We start from the raw sequence: 20,420 nt of genomic DNA on the forward strand, positions 1-20,420 counted from the left end.
CGGCAACCGATAGGGGAGCAGGACGCATGGATTCACTGGTGTCGACCGAGTGGCTGGCCGCCGAGCTCGGCGCGAACGACCTGCGCATCGTGGATGCCACCTGGTATGCGACCGAGCCCGATCGATCGGCTGCCGCCGATTACGAGGCCGGCCATATCCCGGGCGCGGTGTTCATGGATCTGGGCGAGCTGGTCGACAGCAACAACCCCGTGCCCGGTATGCTTCCACCGGCGGAGAAGTTCGCCAGCCGCATGCAGGCGCTGGGCCTGGGCGATGGCAGCCGGATCGTGCTGTACGATGGCTCGCCGCACCATACCTCGGCGCGGGCCTGGTGGATGCTGCGGCTGTTCGGCGCGCACGATGTTGCGATCCTGGATGGCGGGCTGGCCAAGTGGAAGGCGGAAGGGCGCGATCTGGCGACCGGCAAGGAAAAGCTGCGCCACCGCCACTTCACCGTGTGGAAGGACGATGCCAGCGTGCGCACGCTGGATCAGGTGAAGCGCAACCTGGAATTTGGTCACGAACAGCTGGTCGATGCCCGCTCGGCCACTCGCTTTGCCGGTGAGGAACCGGAGCCGCGCGAAGGCGTGACCCCGGGCCACATCCCCGGATCGGTGAACCTGCCCTATGATCGGCTGTTCGAGGCCGATGGCAGCTGGAAGCGCGGCGATGCGCTGAAGGCGGCCTTCGAGGAAGCCGGCGTCGATCTCGCCAAGCCGCTCGTCACCACCTGCGGGTCGGGAGTCACCGCCGCGGTGCTGCTGTTCGGAGCGCAATTGCTCGGCAAGAAGGATGTCGCGCTGTACGACGGCAGCTGGGCCGAATGGGGGGCGGATCCGTCGACCCCCAAGGAAACCGGCCGGGCGTGAGCGACAGGCCCGCCCGCCCCGCGACCCGGCTGGTGGAAGCGGGGCGGCGGCCCGAATGGACGCGGGGTATCGTCAACCCGCCGGTCTGGCGCGCTTCGACCATCCTGTTCGACAGCGTCACCGACCTGCGCGATGCCTCTGCCAATGCCGATGAGCGGCTTTATTACGGCCGTCGCGGCACCCCCACCCAGTGGTCGCTGGCGGATGCGCTGACCGCGCTCGAGCCGGGGGCCGCGGGCACGGTGCTCTACCCGTCGGGCGTGGCGGCGGTGGCGGGCGCGCTGCTCGCGATCCTCAGGCCGGGTGACGAGCTGCTGATGGTCGACAGCGCCTATGAACCGACTCGCGCCTTCTGCCGCAACATCCTGAAGCCGCTTGGCATCGTCACCCGCTTCTATGATCCGATGGCGGGGGCCGGCATCGCCACGCTGTTCGGCGAGAGGACCCGTGCGGTGTTTATGGAGAGCCCCGGCAGCCTGACCTTCGAGGTGCAGGATGTGCCCGCCATCGCCGCGGCGGCGCGCGAGCGCGGCATCGTGTCGCTGATCGATAATAGCTGGGCGACGCCGCTGCTGTTCCCCGCGATCGCGCATTGCGACGTGTCGATCCTGGCGTGCACCAAATATATCGTCGGCCATTCGGATGCGATGCTGGGATCGGCGACCGCGCGGCCCGGCATCTTCGAGACGATCCGGAAGGCCGCGCAATCGCTCGGCCAGCATGTCGCGCCCGACGACGCCTTCCTCGCAAGTCGAGGGCTGCGCACGCTGGGCGTGCGTCTGAAGGCGCATGGCGAGAATGGGCTGGCGGTGGCGCGCTGGCTGCAGGATCGGCCCGAAGTGGCGCGCGTGCTCCATCCCGCGCTGCCGGGCTGCCCGGGCCACGACCTGTACCAGCGCGACTTCACCGGCGCATCGGGTCTGTTCACGATCGTGCTGAACGGCGGCGACGACGCGGCCCGCAGCGCGCTAATCGACGGGCTCGAACATTTCGGGATCGGCTTTTCCTGGGGCGGTTATGAAAGCCTGGCGCTGCCAGTCGATCCGCAGGGCCTGCGGACCGCGATGCGCTGGCAGGCCGAGGGGCCGGCGGTGCGGCTCCATATCGGGCTGGAGGATCCAGAGGATCTGATCGCCGATCTCGAAGCCGGTCTCGCGCGCTTCGCCGCGCTGGCCTGAGCTCGCGCAAATCGCTTTGCGTGCACCGCAGCGAGCGGCTAGCGCGCGGCGATGAACTGGCTGCACATCAAGTATGAAATCTCGATGGCGACGGGGCTCGCTCAGGATGCACTGCATGTCCATGCCGGCATCCTGGTGCTGCTGGCCGCAGCGCTGGTCCTGCGCAGGCCGGTCTCCTCGCCCTGGCCATGGCTCGTGGTGCTGCTGATCGAACTGGCGAACGAGGCGATCGACCTGTCGAACTATGCGCCGGGATCGCGTTCGATTGGCGAGGGCGGCACGGTTCGAGACATCTGGAACACGATGCTGGCGCCCACGGTCCTATGGCTGGCGGCGCGTTACACCCGCGTGTTCGCGCCCCGCGCGGAAGCCGATCTCAGTGACTCGCCGCCACCAGCCGCGCCGTCACCGGATGCTGTGGAGCGGCGATGACCGCATCGATCGGCCCGGTCTCCACGATCCGGCCCTGATCCATCACTGCGATCCGATGGCATAGCCGGCGCGCGACGGCGAGATCATGAGTGATGAACAGCAGGGCCAGCCCGCGCCGCCGCTGCAGATCGCCGATCAGGTCGAGCACCCGGCCGGCGACCAGCACGTCCAGCGCGGACGTCGCCTCGTCGAGCAGGATCAGCGCGGGATCAGCGACCAGCGCCCGCGCGATCGCCACGCGCTGCGCCTGGCCGCCGGATAAGGTCGCCGGCAGCCGATCTGCGAAATCGGCATCCAGCCCCACTTCGGCGAGCGCGGCCAGGACTGCTGCGCCGCGCTTCGCGGCCGGCAGGTCCGGCCGCAGCCGGGCCAGCGGCTCGGCCACGATCCGGGCCACGCGCCAGTGCGGATCGAGGCTGGCGAGCGGATCCTGGAACACGGGCTGCACCAGCCGACGTACGGCGGGCGCCACGGCGCCCGTGGTGGGGATGGCATGCCCGCTCCAGGACAATGCGCCTGCATCGCGCGGACCGATCCGCGCCAGCGCGCGCGCCAGCGTGGATTTGCCCGATCCCGAGCCGCCGATGATCGCCAATCCCTGGCCGGCGGATACCGACAGCGCGGCATCCGCCACCGCAGCGATCCGTCCCCGCCGCCATCCGGGTCGCGCGAACGACACATCGATGCCGCTCGCGGCCAGGAGCGGCGCGCCGGGTTCGGGCAGCGGTGGGGCAGGATCCGACAGCTGTGGCGATGCCGCCACCAGCGCGCGGGTGTAGTCCGCCGTGGGCCGGCGCATCACTGCGTCGGCCGGCCCCTGTTCGACCATGCGGCCCTGGTCGAGCACGATCACCTGATCGGCGTGGCGCGCCACTGCGACCAGATCATGGCTGACCAGGATCATCGCCATCCCCTCTTCGGCCCGCAGCCGGGCGAGGAGATCGAGGATCCCCGCCCGCAGCGGCGCATCGAGTGCAGTGGTCGGCTCATCCGCCACCAGCAGCGCGGGGCGATGCGCGATCGCGGCGGCGATCATCACCCGCTGGCGCTGGCCGCCCGACAGGCGGTGGGGAAATTGGTCAAGCCGCTCGTCCGGTCGCTCGATGCCGACGCGATCCAGCGTCGCCGCCAGCGCCGAACGGTCAGGCCGCGGCGCGCCGGTCTGCCGCCAGGCTTCGGCCAGCTGGCGCCCGATCGTCAGATGCGGGGTCAGCGCTGTCAGCGGCTGCTGGAACACGAAGCCGGCGCGAGCGCGGATCGCACGCAAGGATCGCTCGGGCAGGCCCACCAGTTCGACGTCGCCGAACCGGGCCGATCCGTGCGCGATCCCGGCAGCCAGCCCGAACGGTGCCAGCACGGTCTGCGACTTGCCCGATCCCGAGGCGCCGACCAGCGCCACGCATTCGCCGTGGCCGACTTCGAAATCCAGGCCGTGCACCACCGTGCGGCCGGCGATCGAGACGCGCAGCGCATCCGCGCGATAGATGGTCATCGCGCCAGCCGGTCGCGCAGCCGCTCGCCCGCTACCGTCAGGCTCACGAGCAGCGCCACCAGCACGCCGCCCGGCAGCAGCAGCGCGGCGGGCGCGATATCCATGTCGTCCGCGCCTTCCTTCACCAGGATGCCCAGCGAGGTCAGCGGTTCCTGCACGCCCAGCCCCAGGAAGGAGAGGAAGCTTTCCACCATCACCACCTGCGGCACCGTCAGTAGCAGATAGGCCAGCGCGACACCGGCGATGTTGGGCAGGACGTGGCGCGTGACGATTGCGGCGGCCGGCACGCCTGCCGCTTCGGCCGCCAGGATGAAGGGCCGGGTCCGCAAGCCCATCACTTGGCCACGGACCACGCGCGCCATCGTCAGCCATTCGACCGCGCCGATGCCGATGAAGACGAGCAGGATCGACCGCCCGAACAGCACCATCAGCAGGATGACGACGAACATGAAGGGCAGCGCATAGAGCGCATCGACGACACGCATCATCGCCTCGTCCACGCGGCCGCCGCGCCAGCCGGCGACCGCCCCCCAGGCGGTGCCGATCAGCAGCGCCACCAGCGCCGCCGCCAGCGCCACGCCGATCGTGACGCGCATGCCGACCAAGGTGCGCGCCAGCAGATCGCGGCCCACGCTGTCAGTGCCGAGGGGATGGCCGGGCGACAGCGCGGGTGCGCGGATCGCCCCCCAGTCGATCGCATCGTGGCTCCACGGCGTCAGCAGCGGGCCGATAAGGGCGGCAACGATGAGCAGCCCGAGGACGGCGAGCGCCCCCCTCACGCCCGCATCCGCGGATCGAGCCAGCCATAGAGCAGGTCGGCAGCCAGGTTGAACAGGATGATCAGCCCCGCGTAGAGCGTGACCACCCCCAGCACGAGCGGATAGTCCCGGTTGAGCGCGCCCTGGACGAAATAGCGGCCCAGCCCGGGCAGCGCGAACACCGTTTCGATCACCACCGCGCCGGTCAGCAGCCCGGCAGCTGCCGGCCCGAGATAGCTGGCGACCGGCACCAGCGCCGGCCGCAGCGCGTGCCGCGCCAGCACGCGGATCGGCGGTAGGCCGCGCGCGCGCGCGGTGCGGACATGATCCTGCGCCAGCGCGGTGGCGAGCCCTGCGCGCGTCAGCTTGGCGATCGCGCCCACCACTGGCAGCGCCAGCGCCAGAACCGGCAGCACCAGATTGGCCGGCGCACCATCGCCCCAGCCCGACACGGGCAACCAGCCCAGCCATAGCGCAAAGATCAGCGCCAGCAGCGGCCCGGTGACGAAGCTGGGCAGCGCGGTCGCCAGCGTCGCCGCCGCCATGATCGCATGATCGACGGTGCCGCCGGCGCGCGCGGCCGACCACAGACCCGCGCCGATACCGATCGCCAGCGCCACGATCAGCGCCAGTGCCCCCAGTGTCAGCGAGACCGGCAACCCCTGTGCCACCAGATCGGTGACGGTGAAATCACGATAGACCAGGCTCGGCCCGAAATCGCCGTGCGCGAGCCGCCCGAGATAGCGCAGCATCTGTGCGGGCAACGGCAGATCGAGCCCATAGGCGCGGATCAGCGCATCGCGCGTGGCGGGATCGAGCGGCCGTTCACCATCGAATGGCCCGCCCGGGGCGATCCGCATCAGCATGAAGCTCAGCAGGATCACCGCGAGCAAGGTGGGGATCGCCGTGAACAGCCGGCGGAGGAGGAGGGCGATCACTCAATATCCTCCCCGGCACGGGGAGGGGGACCGCGGCGTCGCCGTGGTGGAGGGGGTGTGCCCCGGGCATTGCGCTTGTGGATGTCCCCCTCCACCAAGCTGCGCTTGACCTCCCTCCCCGTGCCGGAGAGTGCCTTGCCGCTTATTGCGGGACCGATGCCTGCGCGTCCTGGCCAGCGCCTTCGGGGGCGGCCAGTATCTCTCGCGTGGTCGATCCCTTGTCGACGACGGTATTGTCGGTGCTGGCGACATCGGACCGCACGCCGGGCTCGCCCACGCGGCCGGCCTGGCCGACGATCGCCGCCTCGCCCGCGCTGCGCTGCGCCGGGCCGCCGAACAGTGCCTGCAGAGCCTGGCCGCTCGAGTCGGCTTCCTGCGGGCGGGGGGCACCCGGCTTCGGCGGGGTCAGCGCGAAATCGGGCGGGATCACCAGCGGTGCGCGGCGCGCGACCTGGAATTCGTCCGGCCCCGATCGGCCGAATATGCCGCTGCCGCTCGTGCAGCCGCCCAGCAGCGCTACGGCGCCGATCAAGCCCAGTGCGGTCAAACCCTTACGCATTCACATTCTCCGATAGATCGGGCCTGTCGCGCGCCAGCAAGGCGCGCAGCACCAGCAGCAGGACCCCGATGGTAATCGCCGCATCGGCGACATTGAAGACCAAAAACGGGCTCCAGCTGCCGAAGTGCAGGTTGGCGAAATCGACGACATAGCCGAACCGCGCCCGATCGAGAATGTTGCCGAGCGCACCGCCCAGCACCAGCCCGAGTGCCATGACATCGGCGCGCGCCTTTTCGCGCCACATCCAGATCAGCACGCCGATCGCGATTGCGGCCGTCATCGCCACCAGCAGCCAGCGCGCGAAATTGGTGTCGGCGGTCAGGAAACCCATCGATACGCCGCGATTCTCGACCCACTTCAGCTCGAAGATGGGCAGGATCTCGCGCGTGCCGATCTCCTGCAGGCGCACGACCGACACGATGATCCACTTCGTCACCTGATCGGCCAGGAACACCAGTGCTGCGACCGACAGGCCGAGCGCACGATGATTGCGCGCGATCATGCCGCGACGACGCTTGCGCAGCGATCGCACAGGTCGCCGTCCTGCTTCACCTCGGGCAGGTGGCGCCAGCAGCGGCCGCATTTATGGTGATCGGTGACGTGCACGATCGCGACCGGGCCGTGGGACACCGTTTCCTGGCCGACATCGGCGACGATGAACAGTTCGGCCAGCTCCGCGCTGGTCGCCAGCGGGCGATCGCCGACATCGGGGAAGCCCAGCGTGACGACTGCCTCCAGGCTCGATCCGATCTCCTTCGCGCGGCGTTTGGGCTCGATCTCGCGCGTCACGAGCTCGCGGAGTGATCGGAGCGCGGCCCAGCGATCGGCCAGCGCGGTATCGATCCAGTCGGCGTCCACTTCGGGCCATTCCAGCAGGTGCACCGATCCGCGATCCGGATAGCGCGTTCCCCACACTTCCTCCGCGGTGAAGCACAGGATCGGCGCGGCATAGCGGACAAGCGTGTGGAACAGCACGTCCAGTACCGTGCGATAGGCGCGCCGCTTCGGATCGGCAGGCGCGTCGCAATAGAGGCTGTCTTTCCGGATATCGAAGAAGAAGGCGGACAGATCGTCCTGGCAGAAATCGGTCAGCGCGCGGGCATAGCGGGTGAATTCGAACGCCTCGGTCGCGGCGCGCAGCGTGGCATCGAGCGTCGCCAGCCGGTGCAGCATGTAGCGCTCGAGCTCGGGCATCTCGTCCACGCCGATCCGCTCGTCCTCGCCGAACCCGTCCAGCGCGCCGAGCAGGTAGCGGAAGCTGTTGCGCAGCTTGCGATACGCGTCCGACGTGGTGGCCAGCACCTCCTTGCCGATGCGGACATCCTCGAAATAATCGGTCGAGGCGACCCACAGCCGCAGGATGTCGGCCCCACTTTCGCCGATGATCTTCAGTGGATCGACGACGTTGCCGATCGATTTCGACATCTTGCGGCCCTGCCCGTCGAGCGCGAAGCCGTGGGTCAGCACCGCATCATAGGGCGCGCGGCCGCGGGTGCCGCAGCTTTCCAGCAGCGAGGACTGGAACCAGCCGCGATGCTGGTCCGATCCTTCAAGGTACAGGTTCGCGCGCACGCCCTTGCCGTAGCGCGCCTCGACCACGAAGGCGTGGGTCGATCCGCTGTCGAACCAGACGTCGAGGATGTCGTTGACGGGCTCGAAATCGGCCAGCGCATGGTCCGCGCCCAGGATCGCCTGATGATCGGCGGTGAACCACGCATCCGCGCCGCCCGCCTCGAACGCCGCCACGATGCGTGCGTTGACTTGAGGATCGCGCAGATAATCGCCGGTCCTGCGGTTCACGTAGAGTGCGATCGGCACACCCCAGGCGCGCTGGCGCGAGATCACCCAGTCGGGCCGGCCTTCCACCATCGCCTGGATGCGGTTGCGCGATTTGGACGGCACCCAGCGCGTGTCGTCGATCGCGGCGAGCGCGGTCTGGCGAAGCGTGGCGTCGTCGCCGGCCGCGCGGTCCATCGGAATGAACCATTGCGGGGTCGCGCGGAAGATCACCTTCGCCTTGGAGCGCCAGCTATGCGGATAGCTGTGGCTGTAATCCGCGCTCGCCGCCAGCAGCGCGCCCGCCGCGCGCAGATCGGCGCAGATCGGCCCGTCTGGCGCGTTGAACTTGGGGTTGATGACTGAGCCCTGCCCGCCCAGCCATGCCCAGTCTGCACGATATTTCCCGTCGCCCTCGACCGCGAACACCGGATCCAGCCCATGCGCCTTGCACAGCTCGAAATCATCCTCGCCATGATCGGGCGCCATATGGACGAGCCCGGTGCCGGCATCGGTGGTGACGAAATCGCCGGGCAGGAACGGGCGCGGCTTGGCGAAGAAGGCGAGCGTGGCCTCATCCACCCCGTCACCCCGGCCTTGATCCGGGGGCCCGCTGCCGTCGTGCGTCGTCGAAGAAGAAGCGGGATCCCGGCTTTCGCCGGGATGACGAAGGAAGTTGTAGATCGGGTGGCGGGCAGTCGCTCCGGCGAGATCAGTGCCCTTCCAAGCGCCGAACTCGCTCCAGCTGGACACGCCGACGCGTTTGGCCAACGCTTCTAAAAGAGGTCGCGCAACGAGCAGCCTTTTGTTTGCTACAGCGTCCGCGTTGGCAAACGACGCGTCCGTCAGCTCGCGACCATGGCTTCCTTCGACGAGCGCGTACTCAACCTCCGGCCCGTAAGCCAGAGCCTGGTTCACCGGGATCGTCCACGGCGTCGTCGTCCAAATCACCGCGTATGCGCCGACCAGTTCGGGGGCGTTCGGGGCTTCCACGATCTCGAACGCCACGTCGATCTGGGTCGAGACGATATCCTCATACTCGACCTCGGCCTCCGCCAGCGCGGTCTTCTCGACCGGGCTCCACATCACCGGCTTGGCGCCGCGATACAGCTGGCCGCTCTCGGCGAACTGCAGCAGCTCGCCGACGATCGCCGCCTCGGCTTCGAACTTCATTGTCAGATAGGGATCGTCCCAATCGCCCATCACGCCCAGTCGTTCGAACTGGGGACGCTGGATCGCGACCCACTTCTCGGCATAGGCGCGGCATTCGGCGCGGAACTGGTCGACCGGCACCTCGTCCTTGCTGCGCTTCTTCTGGCGGTAGCTTTCCTCCACCTTCCATTCGATCGGCAGGCCGTGGCAATCCCAGCCCGGCACATAGGGCGCATCCCTGCCCAGCAGCGTCTGGCTGCGGACGACGATGTCCTTGAGCACCTTGTTCATCGCATGGCCCATGTGGATGTCGCCATTGGCGTAGGGTGGGCCATCGTGGAGGATGAAGCGGTCGCGACCGGCGCGGGCTTCGCGGATCTGCCGATAAAGCTGTTCGTCCGCCCAGCGACCGAGGATCGCGGGCTCCTTGGCGGCAAGCCCCGCCTTCATCGGAAAATCGGTCTTCGGCAGGAAGACGGTCTGGCGCCAATCCTGCTGCGCTTCGGGCGGGGTGGTATCGGTCATGTCGAGCGCGGCCTTAGCGCGTGTTCCTCCACACTCAAAGCATCGCGTCGCCACATCGACGCTGCCTTCGTTGTCAGGCGAGCCGCCGCCGCGCCTCGGTGCAGTCAGCATCCATCTGTGTGGTCAGGGCATCGAGGCTGTCGAACTTCGCTTCGGCGCGGATGAAGCTGATCAGCGCCACTTCGATGCGCTGGCCGTAGAGATCCTCCGCGAAATCGAAGAAATAGGGTTCGAGCAGTTCCTTGGGCGGATCGAATGTCGGGCGGATGCCGAGGTTGGCGGCCCCATCCAAAACGCGGCCATCGGGCAGCAGGCCCCGCACCGCATAGATGCCGTAAGCCGGGCGCAGATAGCGATCGAGCGGCAGGTTGGCTGTGGGATAGCCGATGGTGCGACCTACCTTGTCGCCATGCTGCACGATCCCCTCGATCGTGAAGGGTCGGGTCAGCAGCCGGGTCGCGGTCTCGCAGTCGCCGGAGCGCAATGCGTCGCGGATCCGGCTCGACGAGACCGGGCCGTCGGCATCGGCCACCGCGCCGATCGCATGCGTGGCCAGGCCATGCGCGCGGCCCAGTTCGGCCAGCACCGCGACATTGCCGCCGCGATCCTTGCCGAAGGTGAAATCCTGGCCGGTCACCACTGCGGCGGCGGCGGCACGCGCCACCAGCCGCTCGGCCACGAACGCCTCTGCCGTCAGCGCCGCCAGTTCGGCATCGAAGGCGAACACCAGCATCGCATCGGCCCCGGCGGCGGCGAACAGCCGTTCGCGCTGGTCGAGCGTCGTCAGGCGGAAGGGCGGGGCATCGGGCCGGAAATAGCGCACCGGGTGCGGATCGAAGGTGGCGACGATCAGCGGTCTGCCTTCGGCCCGGGCGATATCGCGCGCCGCGCCGACCACCGCCTGATGCCCGCGATGGAAGCCGTCAAAATTCCCCAGCGCGACGACGGCACCGCGCAGATGGGCGGGAACCGGGCGGTCGCTCGTCAGCCGCTCCATGACCGGGCTATAGGAAAGCCGGCGCGCATCGGCAATCGAGGGATATCGCGATGTCGGCGCGCCGCCTGCTATCGATCCGGCCGGTCGCGGAGGATCGTCACGAAATCGAAGTCGGGCCCGCCCATCTCGCGGGCGGCGACGCGCCAGCCCGAGCCCAGCGGCGGCATCCTTACGTCCCCCTCCGGCGATCGATGCACTTCGGTCAGCTCGATCCGATCGGCGCGCGGCAGGAACAGAGCGAAGATCTCCGCGCCGCCGATCACCATCATTGCCGGTACATCGCCCACCGCCGCGATCGCGGCATCGACGTCGGCGGCGGTTTCCGCGCCGTCCGCCTGCCAGGCCCGATCACGCGTCAGCACGATGTGGCGGCGGCCGGACAGCAGGCCGGGCAGGCTTTCAAACGTGCGCCGGCCCATCACCATCGGATGGCCCATGGTGATCGCCTTGAAATGCTTGAGGTCGCCGGGCAAGTGCCAGGGCAGGCCACCGTCACGGCCGATCACGCCGTTATCGCCGCGCGCCACCACCAGCACGATTTCGGGCCGGATCACACCGCCACCGGCGCTGGAATGTGGGCATCGGCCTCGTAGCCTACGATCTCGAAATCCTCGTAGCGATAGTCGTCGATCGATCCGGGCCGGCGATGGATCACCAGCTGTGGCAGCGCGCGCGGGGTGCGGGCCAGTTGCAGCCGGGCCTGATCGACATGGTTGCTGTACAGGTGGCAATCGCCGCCGGCCCAGATGAATTCGCCGACGCCCAGATCGCATTGCTGGGCCAGGATGTGGGTCAGCAGCGCATAGCTGGCGATGTTGAACGGCACGCCCAGGAACATGTCCGCGCTGCGCTGGTAGAGCTGCAGGCTCAGCTTGCCATCGGCGACATGGGTCTGGAACAGGCAGTGGCAGGGGGCGAGCGCCATCCGGTCGATCTCACCCGGGTTCCACGCGGTCACGATCTGGCGGCGGGATCCGGGGTTCGTGCGGATCGTGCGGATCAGGTCCGCGATCTGGTCGATATGCCGCCCGTCCGCCGCCTCCCACCGACGCCACTGCTGGCCGTAGACCGGGCCGAGATCGCCGGCCTCGTCGGCCCATTCGTCCCAGATCCGCACCTTGCGATCCTGCAGCCAGCGGACATTGGTATCGCCGCGCAGGAACCAGAGCAGCTCGATGAAGATCGAGCGGACGTGCAGCTTCTTGGTCGTCAGCAACGGAAAGCCCGCAGCAAGATCGAATCGCAGCTGGTGGCCGAACAACGACCGTGTGCCGACCCCGGTCCGGTCCTGCTGCACCGCGCCGCGATCGAGGATCGCTGCCATCAGATCGAGATAATTCTGCACGCGGGGGCTTATGGCGCGACGGCGGGATCAAGCCAAGCCGGGTCATGATCAGTCCGCTCCGGCACCAGACCGGAGCAGCTTGGCCGCGCGCGTCGCTGCAAGCTTGTTAACCACGTTCCATGGGCGATGCTTTTCCAGCCAAGGCCACTGCCGCCCTGCTCGCAGATCGCCTGGCCAATCTGCCGGAAGAACGGCTGGAAGTCGCGCATCTCGATCGCAAGGGCCGATTGCTCGGTTATTCCTCACTGGCGGGTGACGCCGGTTCGGTGCCGCTGCCGATCCGCCAGATCATCGCCGACGCGCTGGCGCTGGACGCCGATGCGCTGGTGATTGCGCATAACCATCCCAGCGGCGATCCCACGCCAAGCCCCGCCGATCTTCGCGCGACCCGCCGGTTGGCCGATGCTGCGCATCCGCTGGGCCTGCGCGTCATCGATCATCTGGTGGTCGGGCGGGGCGGCTGGCACAGCCTTCGCGCGCTCGGGCTGCTGTGACAGCATTTGCCTGGTGCCGGTCGCCTGCATGCAGTCCGACGATTTTCACGCGCCCTACTCGTCGGGTGGTGACAGATCGATCCGGATGTGGCGGTGCCGGTCGCGACGCCGTCGCGCGCGCTGATCGCGATTGACGACGATCGCGCAGCCCGTGGCGGCAGCGGCGGCGACGACGGGCAGGGCGATCATCATGGCGATGGGCATGGAAGTGTCCTCAGCGACTCCGCCTTGTACCGCTTCGCCATGGGCTTCGGCAATCGCCCCGCGGCGGGCCGATGGTCCCGCCGCGGGGCGAACGGCGTCAGTTCAGCGCGGCGAAGCTGCTGGCCTGCTGGCCGACCAAGGTCACTTCGACACGGCGGTTCTGCTGACGGCCGGCATCGGTCTTGTTGTCGGCGATCGGGTTGGCCTCGCCATGGCCGATCGCCTCGATCCGGGCTGGATCGATCCCGGCCGATGCCAGAGCCTGGCGCACCGCGCCGGCCCGAGCGTTCGACAGCTGTTGGTTATAGGCATCCGCGCCTTGCGCATCGGTATGCCCGTCGATGCGCACACGCACCTGCGGGTTTGCCTTGAGATAGCCGGCCAGCGGACGCAGCCGATCGATCGCGCCCGGCTTCAGCTGCGCCTTGCCGGTTTCGAACACCACATCCTGCAGCACCAGCGTGGCGCCCAGCTGGGTCTGCTTCATCTGATAGTCGCGCATCGCGGCGCGCAGGCCGGCGGCCTCGGCGCGCGCTTCTTGCGCCTCGGCCTGGGCGGCGGCCGCCGTGGCTTCGGCATCCGCTAGCCGCGCATCGGTGCGCGCATTGCCGGCGACGCGCATCCGCTCGACGTCGCGCTTCAGCATCGCAATCTTGGCGCGGGTCTTTGCGGTCTCAATCAGCGCGTCGATCTGCCCGGTGATGGCGTCGGCTTGGCCGGTCTCGTTCTCGTCGAGATTGTCCAGCAGCGCGGGCAGCGCAGCTTCGGCGCGGTCGAGCTCGGCACTGCCATTTTCGGCGACGCCCGGCAGCGCACGGGCAGCAGCGATCTTGTCGCGCATCTGATCGACATAGAGCTTGTCGCTCTTGTCCGCGAACGCAGGCGTGGCGACGGCGGTCAGCAGCGCCGTGGCGCCGGCCAGCTTCATTATGGTTTTCATCGTCTGTCTCCCGTTCAGCGCGCGGCGGAAAGCTGGTCGCGCTCGGCGGTCAGCTTGCGCAGTTCGGCAGTGGCCTGGGCGAGCCCGGCAAGCGCATCGGCCTGGCCGGCATAATGCAGCGCGCGATCCTCGTTATCGTCACGAATCGCAGTCTCCGCCTTTTCGAGCGCGGCACGGGCGCGTGCCTGCACGTCGGCGGCCTCGCCGCCCACACCGGCCTTGTCGGCCGCCTCGATCTTCCCGCGCGCCTCGGCAACAGCGGCCCGGGCATCCCGTTCGTCCGCGGCCTGGGCAACGCCCGGCAGCGCCACGGCGGCGAGCGCCATCGCGGCGAAGGCCGCGTTCAGCTTGCTACGCATGTGATCACTCCAGTCAGTTCAATCGCGGCGGCTCAACCCGATAAGTCGCCAGCTTGTTCCAACATGATCAGGCGGAAGGCGTAAGTCACTGTAAGGTAAGCGATCCGATTCTTCGCGGAATAGCTGTCGGATTGCGTATGTAAGGGGAGGTTGCCGACCAGATCACTCTGGCAGTCGTTCGATCAATGCCTTGGCAGCGGCCGGCGCGCGAACCTTGGCGCCGTTTATCATGAAGATGAACACATTGCGGGGTTCGGTCTTCGGGCGTTCCGGGATGACATAGTCGAATCCCTGCGGGCGATGCCCGGCTGCCCAGCTCCGCGCGATCCCGGCCCAGCGATCGAGCGCTTCGGCGGAATAACCGGTCTCGATCGTTTCCTGCGCGTCCTGCAGCCGGGCATAGACGAAGTCTGCGGTCAGGTCCGGGATCACCGGCCGGCCCGGTCCATCGGCGATCACGACTGCTACCCGATGCGCGCGCACCAGATCGATGAAGCGTGGATCACGGAAGCTTTCGTGCCGAGGCTCCACCACATGGCGCAGCGCCAACCCGTCCTGCTCGGGCGGCAACAGCTCCAGGAAGGCTGCGAAATCGTCATGGTCGAACTGCTTGGTCGCCGCGAACTGCCAGAGGATCGGCCCCAGCTTCGGCCCGAGCCGCGTGATCCCCTGTTCGAGGAAGCGGGTGATCGACTCGCCCGCGTCGGCCAAGACCTTGCGATTCACCGCATAACGCGATGCCTTCAGGCTGAACTGGAAGTCATCCGGCACCGCCGCCGCCCATTTCTCGAAGCTCTCGGGCTTCTGCCGGCCATAGAAGGTGCCGTTGATCTCGATCGCAGTGACCTGGCCGGCGGCATGCTCCAGCTCGCGCGCGTGCGGCAGTTTGGGCGGATAGAAGGTTCCGCGCCACGGCTCGTACGTCCAGCCGCCGATCCCCACCCTGATCCGCCCCGCCTGCGTCATCGCCGCTTCCTTCAAGCCGGAAGCGCGCTGCCGACAGGGCCGACCGGTGCTTCCTCGCCGCGCGAATAGGTGCCGGTCAGCACGCCGGCTGCCAGCACCTTGCCGGCCATTGCCGCAACCAGACCGGATCGGCCCGGGCTTGCACCCGGATCGATCGGTTCGGACAGCGCGAACAGCTGAAAGACATAGCTGTGCGGGCCATGCCCGGTCGGCGGATCGGGCGGCAACCAGCCTTCGCGGAAATAGCTGTTGCGGCCGACATCGCGGCCATCGGGCGTGCCATCACCATCGGCTACGATCGCGCCTTCCGCCAGCATGCCGGCCTCGGGCTCGATCCCGCAGACGACGGCATGGACCAGCGGCTGCGCGAACGGCGCGTCGGGATCTTCCACGATCAGGGCTAGTGCGCGCGCCTCCCCCGGTACGTCGTTCCAGATCAGCGGCGGTGAAAGACCCGCGCCATCCGCGGTGAAACGCTCGGGCAGGCGCGCGCCATCGGCGAAGGCCGGGCTGCCGAGCCGCATCGCCGAAAACCCCGACCCAAGCGCGGGATCGGCGATCGCCAGCTTTTCCGGGCCGGCGCGCAGGCCGCGGATCGCGCGGCCCAGCCATTGTGGCACATGTTCGAGCATCCAACCTCCATCGCGTCCGCATCACAGAATGCACGGATGCGCGATCCGGCTCCAGACCCGCTGAACCGCAGCTTTCAAACCTGCTCAGCGGGCGTTCAAGCCATCGCTGCCAATCGGCCGCCCGGGTGGGGACCCATCGGAGGATCAAGACCATGAGCAACAAGTTCATCCTGCTGGCGGCCCTCGCCGCGACCACCGCCGCCGCGGCACCGGCCACCGCCCAGCGCTGGGATTTCCGGCCCGGCGGGCCCGGTTTCCGGCTCGAGGGCATCGGCGTGCCCGATCTCTATCCCGCTTTGCGCGCTTCGCCCCGCGGCCGCGCATACGTGATCCGCAACTTCGATCTGAACGAGGATGGCCGCATCAATCGCCGCGAGGCGGCCGCCGCCAACCGCGCCTATTTCGAGCTTGCCGGTGCGCGGCGCGATCGTTTCGATTGGGCCAGCGTCGATGCGGTGCCGGTCGCGCGGCCGCATTTGGATGCGCGCGCCATGCGGGATTATGGTTTCCGCCAGACGCCGCGTGGCGCCACCATGTCGCTGTCCGAAGAGGTTTTGTTTGCCACCGACAGCGCGGTGCTGCGTGCCGGTGCGAGCGATCGGCTGCGTCCGCTGGCAGCCTATCTCGCCGATAGCCGCGGAGTGCGGATCGCGATCGACGGCCATACCGATTCGCGCGGCAGCGACGCCCATAATCTCGACTTGTCCGAACGTCGGGCGGAAGCGGTGCGCGACGCACTTGAGGATATGGGCGTGACGCGTGCGCGCTTCTCGCTGGCCGGACATGGCGAGCGCGATCCGATCGCCAGCAACGCGACCGCCGCCGGCATGCGACAGAACCGGCGCGTCGAGGTGACGCTGCTCGGCCAGCGCGCGGATCGATTCGCGCTTCGCGATTGATCCGGCACCTGCCCCGGCTTGCGCAGCGCGGCCGGGGCGGGTGATGATCCCGCGATGAGCGATGCCGCCGCGATGATCGAGATGCTGGGCCTCCAGCCGCACCCTGAAGGCGGCTGGTATCGCGAGACCTGGCGCGATGCGGCCGGCCCGGACGGGCGAGCTCGCGGCACCGCGATCCATTTCCTGCTGGAAGCCGGGCAGGCCTCGCATTGGCACCGCGTGGACGCATCCGAGCTATGGCTCTGGCATGCCGGCACTTCGATCCTGCTCGATCGGGCGGCAGGGGATGCCGGACCTGTCACGTCCGACCGGCTCGGCAGCGATCTGCTGGCAGGCGATGCGCCCCAACTGCTGGTGCCTGCGGGTCACTGGCAGGCGGCCCGCGCGGATCGCGGCTGGGCGCTGATGTCGTGCATCGTCGTGCCCGGTTTCGATTTTGCGGGCTTCACGCTCGCAGCGCCGGGATGGGCACCGGGCGGCTGATTCGGGCGGCGGCCCACGCGGAGCGGCTTGCCGGAAAGCGAAAAGGCCCGCTGCGTCTCCGCAACGGGCCATTCGATCCTCTCCGACGCTGTCGCCGGAAGCTATTGCGGTCAGACGGCGACGTAGCCGATCTTCGTCACGCGACGGCGCATTGCACCGCCGACCAGGCCGAAGCCGCCGATCATCAGCGCCCAGGCGGCAGGCTCCGGCACCGCAGTCACGGTGACATTATCCAGCGCGGGGCCGAATGCCGTGGCGGTGTCGGACGAGAAGGTCAGCGTGCTCGATGCGCTCTGCGCGACGAACGAGTAGGAGAAGGTCTGCCAACCCATGTTCGCCAGCGTGTTGGCGCCGGTGACGGTGAAGGTGTCGGTCTGCGTCGAACCGCCGGTGGCCATCGTCAGCAACGTCTTGGTGGCCGGATCGCCGGCCGGGTTGCCGGCCAGGTCGAACGTCACGTTGTAGGTCAGGCCGGCAATTGTGTCGAAGGTCTGCGAGATGCTGCCGATGCCATTGCCGGACAGATCGAAGCTGTTCGTGCCATCCGAAGCGACCCAATAGCTGCCAATGTAATCCACGGTTCCAGCGCCGACCGTCCAGCCGGTAACCGAAGTGTCACCGGCGGAGAGCGTGATGAAGCTGCCGGCGTCGGGGCCGTCCTCGAAGCTGCCGTTCTGGAAGGCGGCGGCGTTCGCCACGCCGGGAAGCAGCGCCATCGTGGCAATGGAGAGAAGCAGCTTGCGCATAGTTGGCCCCTGTAAAATTCGAGTCTGGTCTATTCCCGTAATGACGCACAACGGCGTTTCGGTAAATCGTTTCTTCACGCGTTTGGACATGCGGCCGTTGCAAATCGGGACTCCGGGCCAGGCGGCCCAGCGGGCGCACGTATCGCTTTCCCTGCGGCCCCCTGCTTCCTATATGCTCGGCATGGCAAGCACTCCCCAGAACAGCAGCGATTACGGCGCAGATTCCATCAAGGTCCTCAAGGGGCTCGATGCCGTGCGCAAGCGGCCCGGCATGTATATCGGCGATACCGACGATGGATCCGGCCTCCACCACATGGTGTTCGAGGTCAGCGACAATGCGATCGACGAAGCGCTGGCCGGCCATTGCGATCGCATCACGATCACGCTGAACGCCGACGGATCGGTTTCGGTCGAGGATAATGGCCGCGGCATCCCGACCGGCATCCATGCCGAGGAAGGCGTGTCGGCCGCAGAAGTCATCATGACGCAGCTGCATGCCGGCGGAAAGTTCGACAACACGTCGGACACCAACGCCTACAAGGTCTCGGGCGGTCTTCACGGCGTCGGCGTGTCGGTCGTCAATGCGTTATCCGATATACTGGATCTGACGATCTGGCGCGACGATCAGGAACATTACATGCAGTTCCGCCGCGGCGATGCGGTGGCGCCACTTAAAGTGGTCGGGCCGGCGAACGGCAAAAAGGGCACGAAGGTCAGCTTCACGCCGAGCGCGGACACGTTCAAGATCACCGAGTTTGATTTCGACAAGCTGGAGCATCGCTATCGCGAGCTAGCCTTCCTCAATTCGGGGGTGCGGCTGTTCCTGGTCGATGCACGGCATGAGGAGCGGCGCGAGGTCGAACTGTTCTATGAAGGCGGGATCGCCGCGTTCGTGAAATATCTCGATCGTAACAAGCAGCCGCTGTTTCCGGAGCCGATCGCGATCTCCGGCCAGCGGGACGATATCGGCATCGATGTCGCGCTGGAGTGGAACGACTCCTACCACGAGAATGTGCTGTGCTTCACCAACAACATCCCGCAGCGGGATGGCGGCACCCATCTGGCGGCATTCCGGTCCGCGCTGACGCGGACGCTGAACAACTATGCGGACAAGTCGGGCCTGCTGAAGAAGGAAAAGGTGGCGCTGACTGGTGACGACATGCGCGAAGGGCTGACCGCGATCGTCTCCGTCAAGCTGCCCGATCCCAAGTTCGGATCGCAGACCAAGGACAAGCTCGTCTCGTCCGAAGTGCGCCAGCCGCTCGAAAGCCTGCTCGCCGACAAAATGGCCGATTGGCTGGAGGAGAATCCGCAGAACGCGCGCCAGATCATCCAAAAGGTGATCGACGCCGCCGCTGCGCGCGAGGCCGCCAAGAAGGCCCGCGAGGCCAGCCGCAAATCGGTGATGGGGATCGCCAGCCTGCCCGGCAAGCTGGCCGACTGCCAGGAAAAGGACCCTGCCAAGTCCGAGCTGTTCCTGGTCGAAGGAGACAGTGCGGGCGGATCCGCCAAGCAGGGCCGCGACCGCCACTATCAGGCGATCCTGCCGCTGAAGGGCAAGATCCTCAACGTGGAGCGGGCGCGGTTCGACCGGATGCTGTCGTCGAAGGAGGTCGGCACGCTGATCCAGGCGATGGGCACCGGCATCCGCGACGATTTCAACCTGGCCAAGCTGCGCTACCACAAGATCGTGATCATGACGGACGCCGATGTCGACGGCGCGCATATCCGTACGCTGCTGCTGACCTTCTTCTACCGGCAGATGCCGGAGATCATCCGTGGCGGCCACCTCTTCATCGCCCAGCCGCCGCTCTACAAGGTCGCGAAGGGGCGGTCCGAAGTCTATCTGAAGAATGATGCCGCACTGGACGATTATCTGGTCGAGGCCGGCAGCCAGGCGCTGGCGATCGAGGCGGGTGGCGCGCGCCTGCCGACGACGGGCTTTGCTCAGCTCTTGGATCATGCGCGGCGGATGCGGACGCTGATGGCCTATGCACCCAAGCGCTACGATCCGGCGCTGATCGAGGCGCTGGCCCTGAACGGGGCGCTCGATCCCAATGGCGATGATCGTGCCGCTGCCGCCAGCCGGACCGCCGTCTGGCTGGAACGGATCGATTCGGAAGCACGCTGGAGCGGGGCGCCATCGGCCGATGGTGGCTATCATCTCCAGCGGCTGTGGCGCGGGGTGACCGATCACCATGTGATCGAGCCGGGCTTCCTGGCATCGGCGGAGGCGCGCAAGCTGCACGGCCTGGCTGGCGAGCAGGCCGAGATCTACGGCACCGCGCTGCGGCTGATGCCTTCCGCCACCGCCGCGCCCGAAACCGCTGGCGACGGGGAGGACGATGCGCCCGCGCCCGATCTGCGCGGCAAGGCAGTGGCGCGGCCGTCGGAACTGCTCGATGCGGTACTGGCCGCAGGGCGCAAGGGACTTTCGATCAGCCGTTACAAGGGTCTGGGCGAAATGAATTCCGAACAATTGTGGGAAACGACGCTGGATCCGACGCATCGGTCACTCTTGCGCGTCGAAGTCGAACAGGCCGATATCGCCGATGAAGTTTTCACGCGGCTGATGGGCGACGTCGTCGAACCAAGGCGTGAATTCATCCAGGAAAACGCGCTTTCGGTCGTCAATCTCGACGTTTGACGACGGCCGGATTGATCCAAGTCAGGGCC

The 20,420-nt window shown here is 67.7% G+C and carries 22 protein-coding genes; 7 read left to right on the plus strand and 15 right to left on the minus strand.

Annotated elements, in window-relative coordinates:
* The first annotated feature begins 26 nt into the window (after positions 1–26).
* The 3 genes from sseA to ABC347_RS13895 are packed head-to-tail and all read left to right on the plus strand — an operon-like array spanning position 27 to position 2,479.
* Positions 27–869, plus strand: a complete 843-nt coding sequence (gene sseA, locus ABC347_RS13885; RefSeq protein WP_413246308.1) for a 3-mercaptopyruvate sulfurtransferase — start codon at positions 27–29, stop codon at positions 867–869.
* The gene (gene metC / locus ABC347_RS13890) at positions 824–2,047 is read left to right on the plus strand and encodes a cystathionine beta-lyase (RefSeq protein WP_413246309.1); all 1,224 of its coding nucleotides are present in this window, start codon (positions 824–826) and stop codon (positions 2,045–2,047) included. The genes sseA and metC overlap by 46 nt, the downstream gene beginning before the upstream one ends.
* 51 nt (positions 2,048–2,098) lie before the next feature.
* Entirely contained in the window at positions 2,099–2,479 is a 381-nt protein-coding gene (locus ABC347_RS13895; RefSeq protein WP_413246310.1) for a hypothetical protein, read from the plus strand.
* Here ABC347_RS13895 and ABC347_RS13900 read toward each other — a convergent pair.
* The 9 genes from ABC347_RS13900 to ABC347_RS13940 all read right to left on the minus strand — a co-directional run bounded on the left by ABC347_RS13900 (position 2,424) and on the right by ABC347_RS13940 (position 12,021).
* Positions 2,424–3,971 (minus strand): ATP-binding cassette domain-containing protein, encoded by a 1,548-nt coding sequence (locus ABC347_RS13900; protein ID WP_413246311.1) that lies wholly within the window; start codon positions 3,969–3,971, stop codon positions 2,424–2,426. The genes ABC347_RS13895 and ABC347_RS13900 overlap by 56 nt on opposite strands.
* Positions 3,968–4,750 (minus strand): ABC transporter permease, encoded by a 783-nt coding sequence (locus tag ABC347_RS13905; protein ID WP_413246312.1) that lies wholly within the window; start codon positions 4,748–4,750, stop codon positions 3,968–3,970. Before ABC347_RS13905 ends, ABC347_RS13900 begins: the two co-directional genes overlap by 4 nt.
* Positions 4,747–5,667, minus strand: a complete 921-nt coding sequence (locus ABC347_RS13910; protein ID WP_413246313.1) for an ABC transporter permease — start codon at positions 5,665–5,667, stop codon at positions 4,747–4,749. Before ABC347_RS13910 ends, ABC347_RS13905 begins: the two co-directional genes overlap by 4 nt.
* A 142-nt stretch (positions 5,668–5,809) precedes the next feature.
* Complete coding sequence (locus ABC347_RS13915; RefSeq protein WP_413246314.1) at positions 5,810–6,226, minus strand: DUF3035 domain-containing protein; 417 nt, start codon at positions 6,224–6,226, stop codon at positions 5,810–5,812.
* Positions 6,219–6,728 (minus strand): signal peptidase II, encoded by a 510-nt coding sequence (lspA, locus tag ABC347_RS13920; protein ID WP_413246315.1) that lies wholly within the window; start codon positions 6,726–6,728, stop codon positions 6,219–6,221. The genes ABC347_RS13915 and lspA overlap by 8 nt, the downstream gene beginning before the upstream one ends.
* Complete coding sequence (gene ileS, locus ABC347_RS13925) at positions 6,725–9,679, minus strand: isoleucine--tRNA ligase (RefSeq protein WP_413246316.1); 2,955 nt, start codon at positions 9,677–9,679, stop codon at positions 6,725–6,727. Before ileS ends, lspA begins: the two co-directional genes overlap by 4 nt.
* A 73-nt stretch (positions 9,680–9,752) precedes the next feature.
* Positions 9,753–10,676, minus strand: coding sequence for a bifunctional riboflavin kinase/FAD synthetase (locus tag ABC347_RS13930; RefSeq protein ID WP_413246317.1), 924 nt, complete (start codon positions 10,674–10,676; stop codon positions 9,753–9,755).
* Between the two features lie 68 nt (positions 10,677–10,744).
* On the minus strand, positions 10,745–11,230 hold the full coding sequence (locus ABC347_RS13935) for a dihydrofolate reductase (protein WP_413246318.1): 486 nt from the start codon (positions 11,228–11,230) through the stop codon (positions 10,745–10,747).
* On the minus strand, positions 11,227–12,021 hold the full coding sequence (locus ABC347_RS13940) for a thymidylate synthase (protein ID WP_413246319.1): 795 nt from the start codon (positions 12,019–12,021) through the stop codon (positions 11,227–11,229). Before ABC347_RS13940 ends, ABC347_RS13935 begins: the two co-directional genes overlap by 4 nt.
* A 119-nt stretch (positions 12,022–12,140) precedes the next feature.
* On the opposite strand from ABC347_RS13940, the gene ABC347_RS13945 reads away from it, so the two are divergent.
* Positions 12,141–12,515, plus strand: a complete 375-nt coding sequence (locus ABC347_RS13945) for a JAB domain-containing protein (RefSeq protein ID WP_413246320.1) — start codon at positions 12,141–12,143, stop codon at positions 12,513–12,515.
* Positions 12,516–12,569: 54 nt separating this feature from the next.
* Here ABC347_RS13945 and ABC347_RS13950 read toward each other — a convergent pair whose 3' ends face one another.
* From ABC347_RS13950 to ABC347_RS13970, 5 genes are all read right to left on the minus strand, one after another.
* Positions 12,570–12,719 carry a hypothetical protein gene (locus ABC347_RS13950; RefSeq protein WP_413246321.1) on the minus strand — a complete coding sequence of 50 codons (150 nt, stop codon included), beginning with the start codon at positions 12,717–12,719 and terminating at the stop codon, positions 12,570–12,572.
* 97 nt (positions 12,720–12,816) lie between these two features.
* Positions 12,817–13,659 carry an OmpA family protein gene (locus ABC347_RS13955; protein ID WP_413246322.1) on the minus strand — a complete coding sequence of 281 codons (843 nt, stop codon included), beginning with the start codon at positions 13,657–13,659 and terminating at the stop codon, positions 12,817–12,819.
* A gap of 14 nt (positions 13,660–13,673) precedes the next feature.
* Positions 13,674–14,018, minus strand: a complete 345-nt coding sequence (locus ABC347_RS13960) for a DUF4398 domain-containing protein (RefSeq protein WP_413246323.1) — start codon at positions 14,016–14,018, stop codon at positions 13,674–13,676.
* Between the two features lie 162 nt (positions 14,019–14,180).
* Positions 14,181–14,984, minus strand: coding sequence for a DUF72 domain-containing protein (locus ABC347_RS13965; protein ID WP_413246324.1), 804 nt, complete (start codon positions 14,982–14,984; stop codon positions 14,181–14,183).
* An 11-nt stretch (positions 14,985–14,995) separates the two neighbouring features.
* Positions 14,996–15,616: a YbhB/YbcL family Raf kinase inhibitor-like protein gene (locus ABC347_RS13970; protein ID WP_413246325.1), complete on the minus strand. Its 621-nt coding sequence runs from the start codon at positions 15,614–15,616 to the stop codon at positions 14,996–14,998.
* Positions 15,617–15,768: 152 nt separating this feature from the next.
* On the opposite strand from ABC347_RS13970, the gene ABC347_RS13975 reads away from it, so the two are divergent.
* Together ABC347_RS13975 and ABC347_RS13980 are read left to right on the plus strand one after the other, a co-directional pair.
* On the plus strand, positions 15,769–16,515 hold the full coding sequence (locus ABC347_RS13975; RefSeq protein WP_413246326.1) for an OmpA family protein: 747 nt from the start codon (positions 15,769–15,771) through the stop codon (positions 16,513–16,515).
* A gap of 54 nt (positions 16,516–16,569) precedes the next feature.
* Positions 16,570–16,998 (plus strand): cupin domain-containing protein, encoded by a 429-nt coding sequence (locus ABC347_RS13980; RefSeq protein ID WP_413246327.1) that lies wholly within the window; start codon positions 16,570–16,572, stop codon positions 16,996–16,998.
* A gap of 110 nt (positions 16,999–17,108) precedes the next feature.
* Here the strand turns inward: ABC347_RS13980 and ABC347_RS13985 are convergent, their stop codons facing one another.
* Positions 17,109–17,744: a choice-of-anchor C family protein gene (locus tag ABC347_RS13985; RefSeq protein ID WP_413246328.1), complete on the minus strand. Its 636-nt coding sequence runs from the start codon at positions 17,742–17,744 to the stop codon at positions 17,109–17,111.
* A 172-nt stretch (positions 17,745–17,916) separates the two neighbouring features.
* Between ABC347_RS13985 and gyrB the strand changes: the two genes are divergently transcribed.
* Entirely contained in the window at positions 17,917–20,391 is a 2,475-nt protein-coding gene (gene gyrB / locus ABC347_RS13990) for a DNA topoisomerase (ATP-hydrolyzing) subunit B (protein ID WP_413246329.1), read from the plus strand.
* Positions 20,392–20,420 lie beyond the last annotated feature (29 nt).

This window comes from Sphingomonas canaveralia, assembly GCF_047238125.1.
Taxonomy (GTDB): domain Bacteria; phylum Pseudomonadota; class Alphaproteobacteria; order Sphingomonadales; family Sphingomonadaceae; genus JBDFMH01.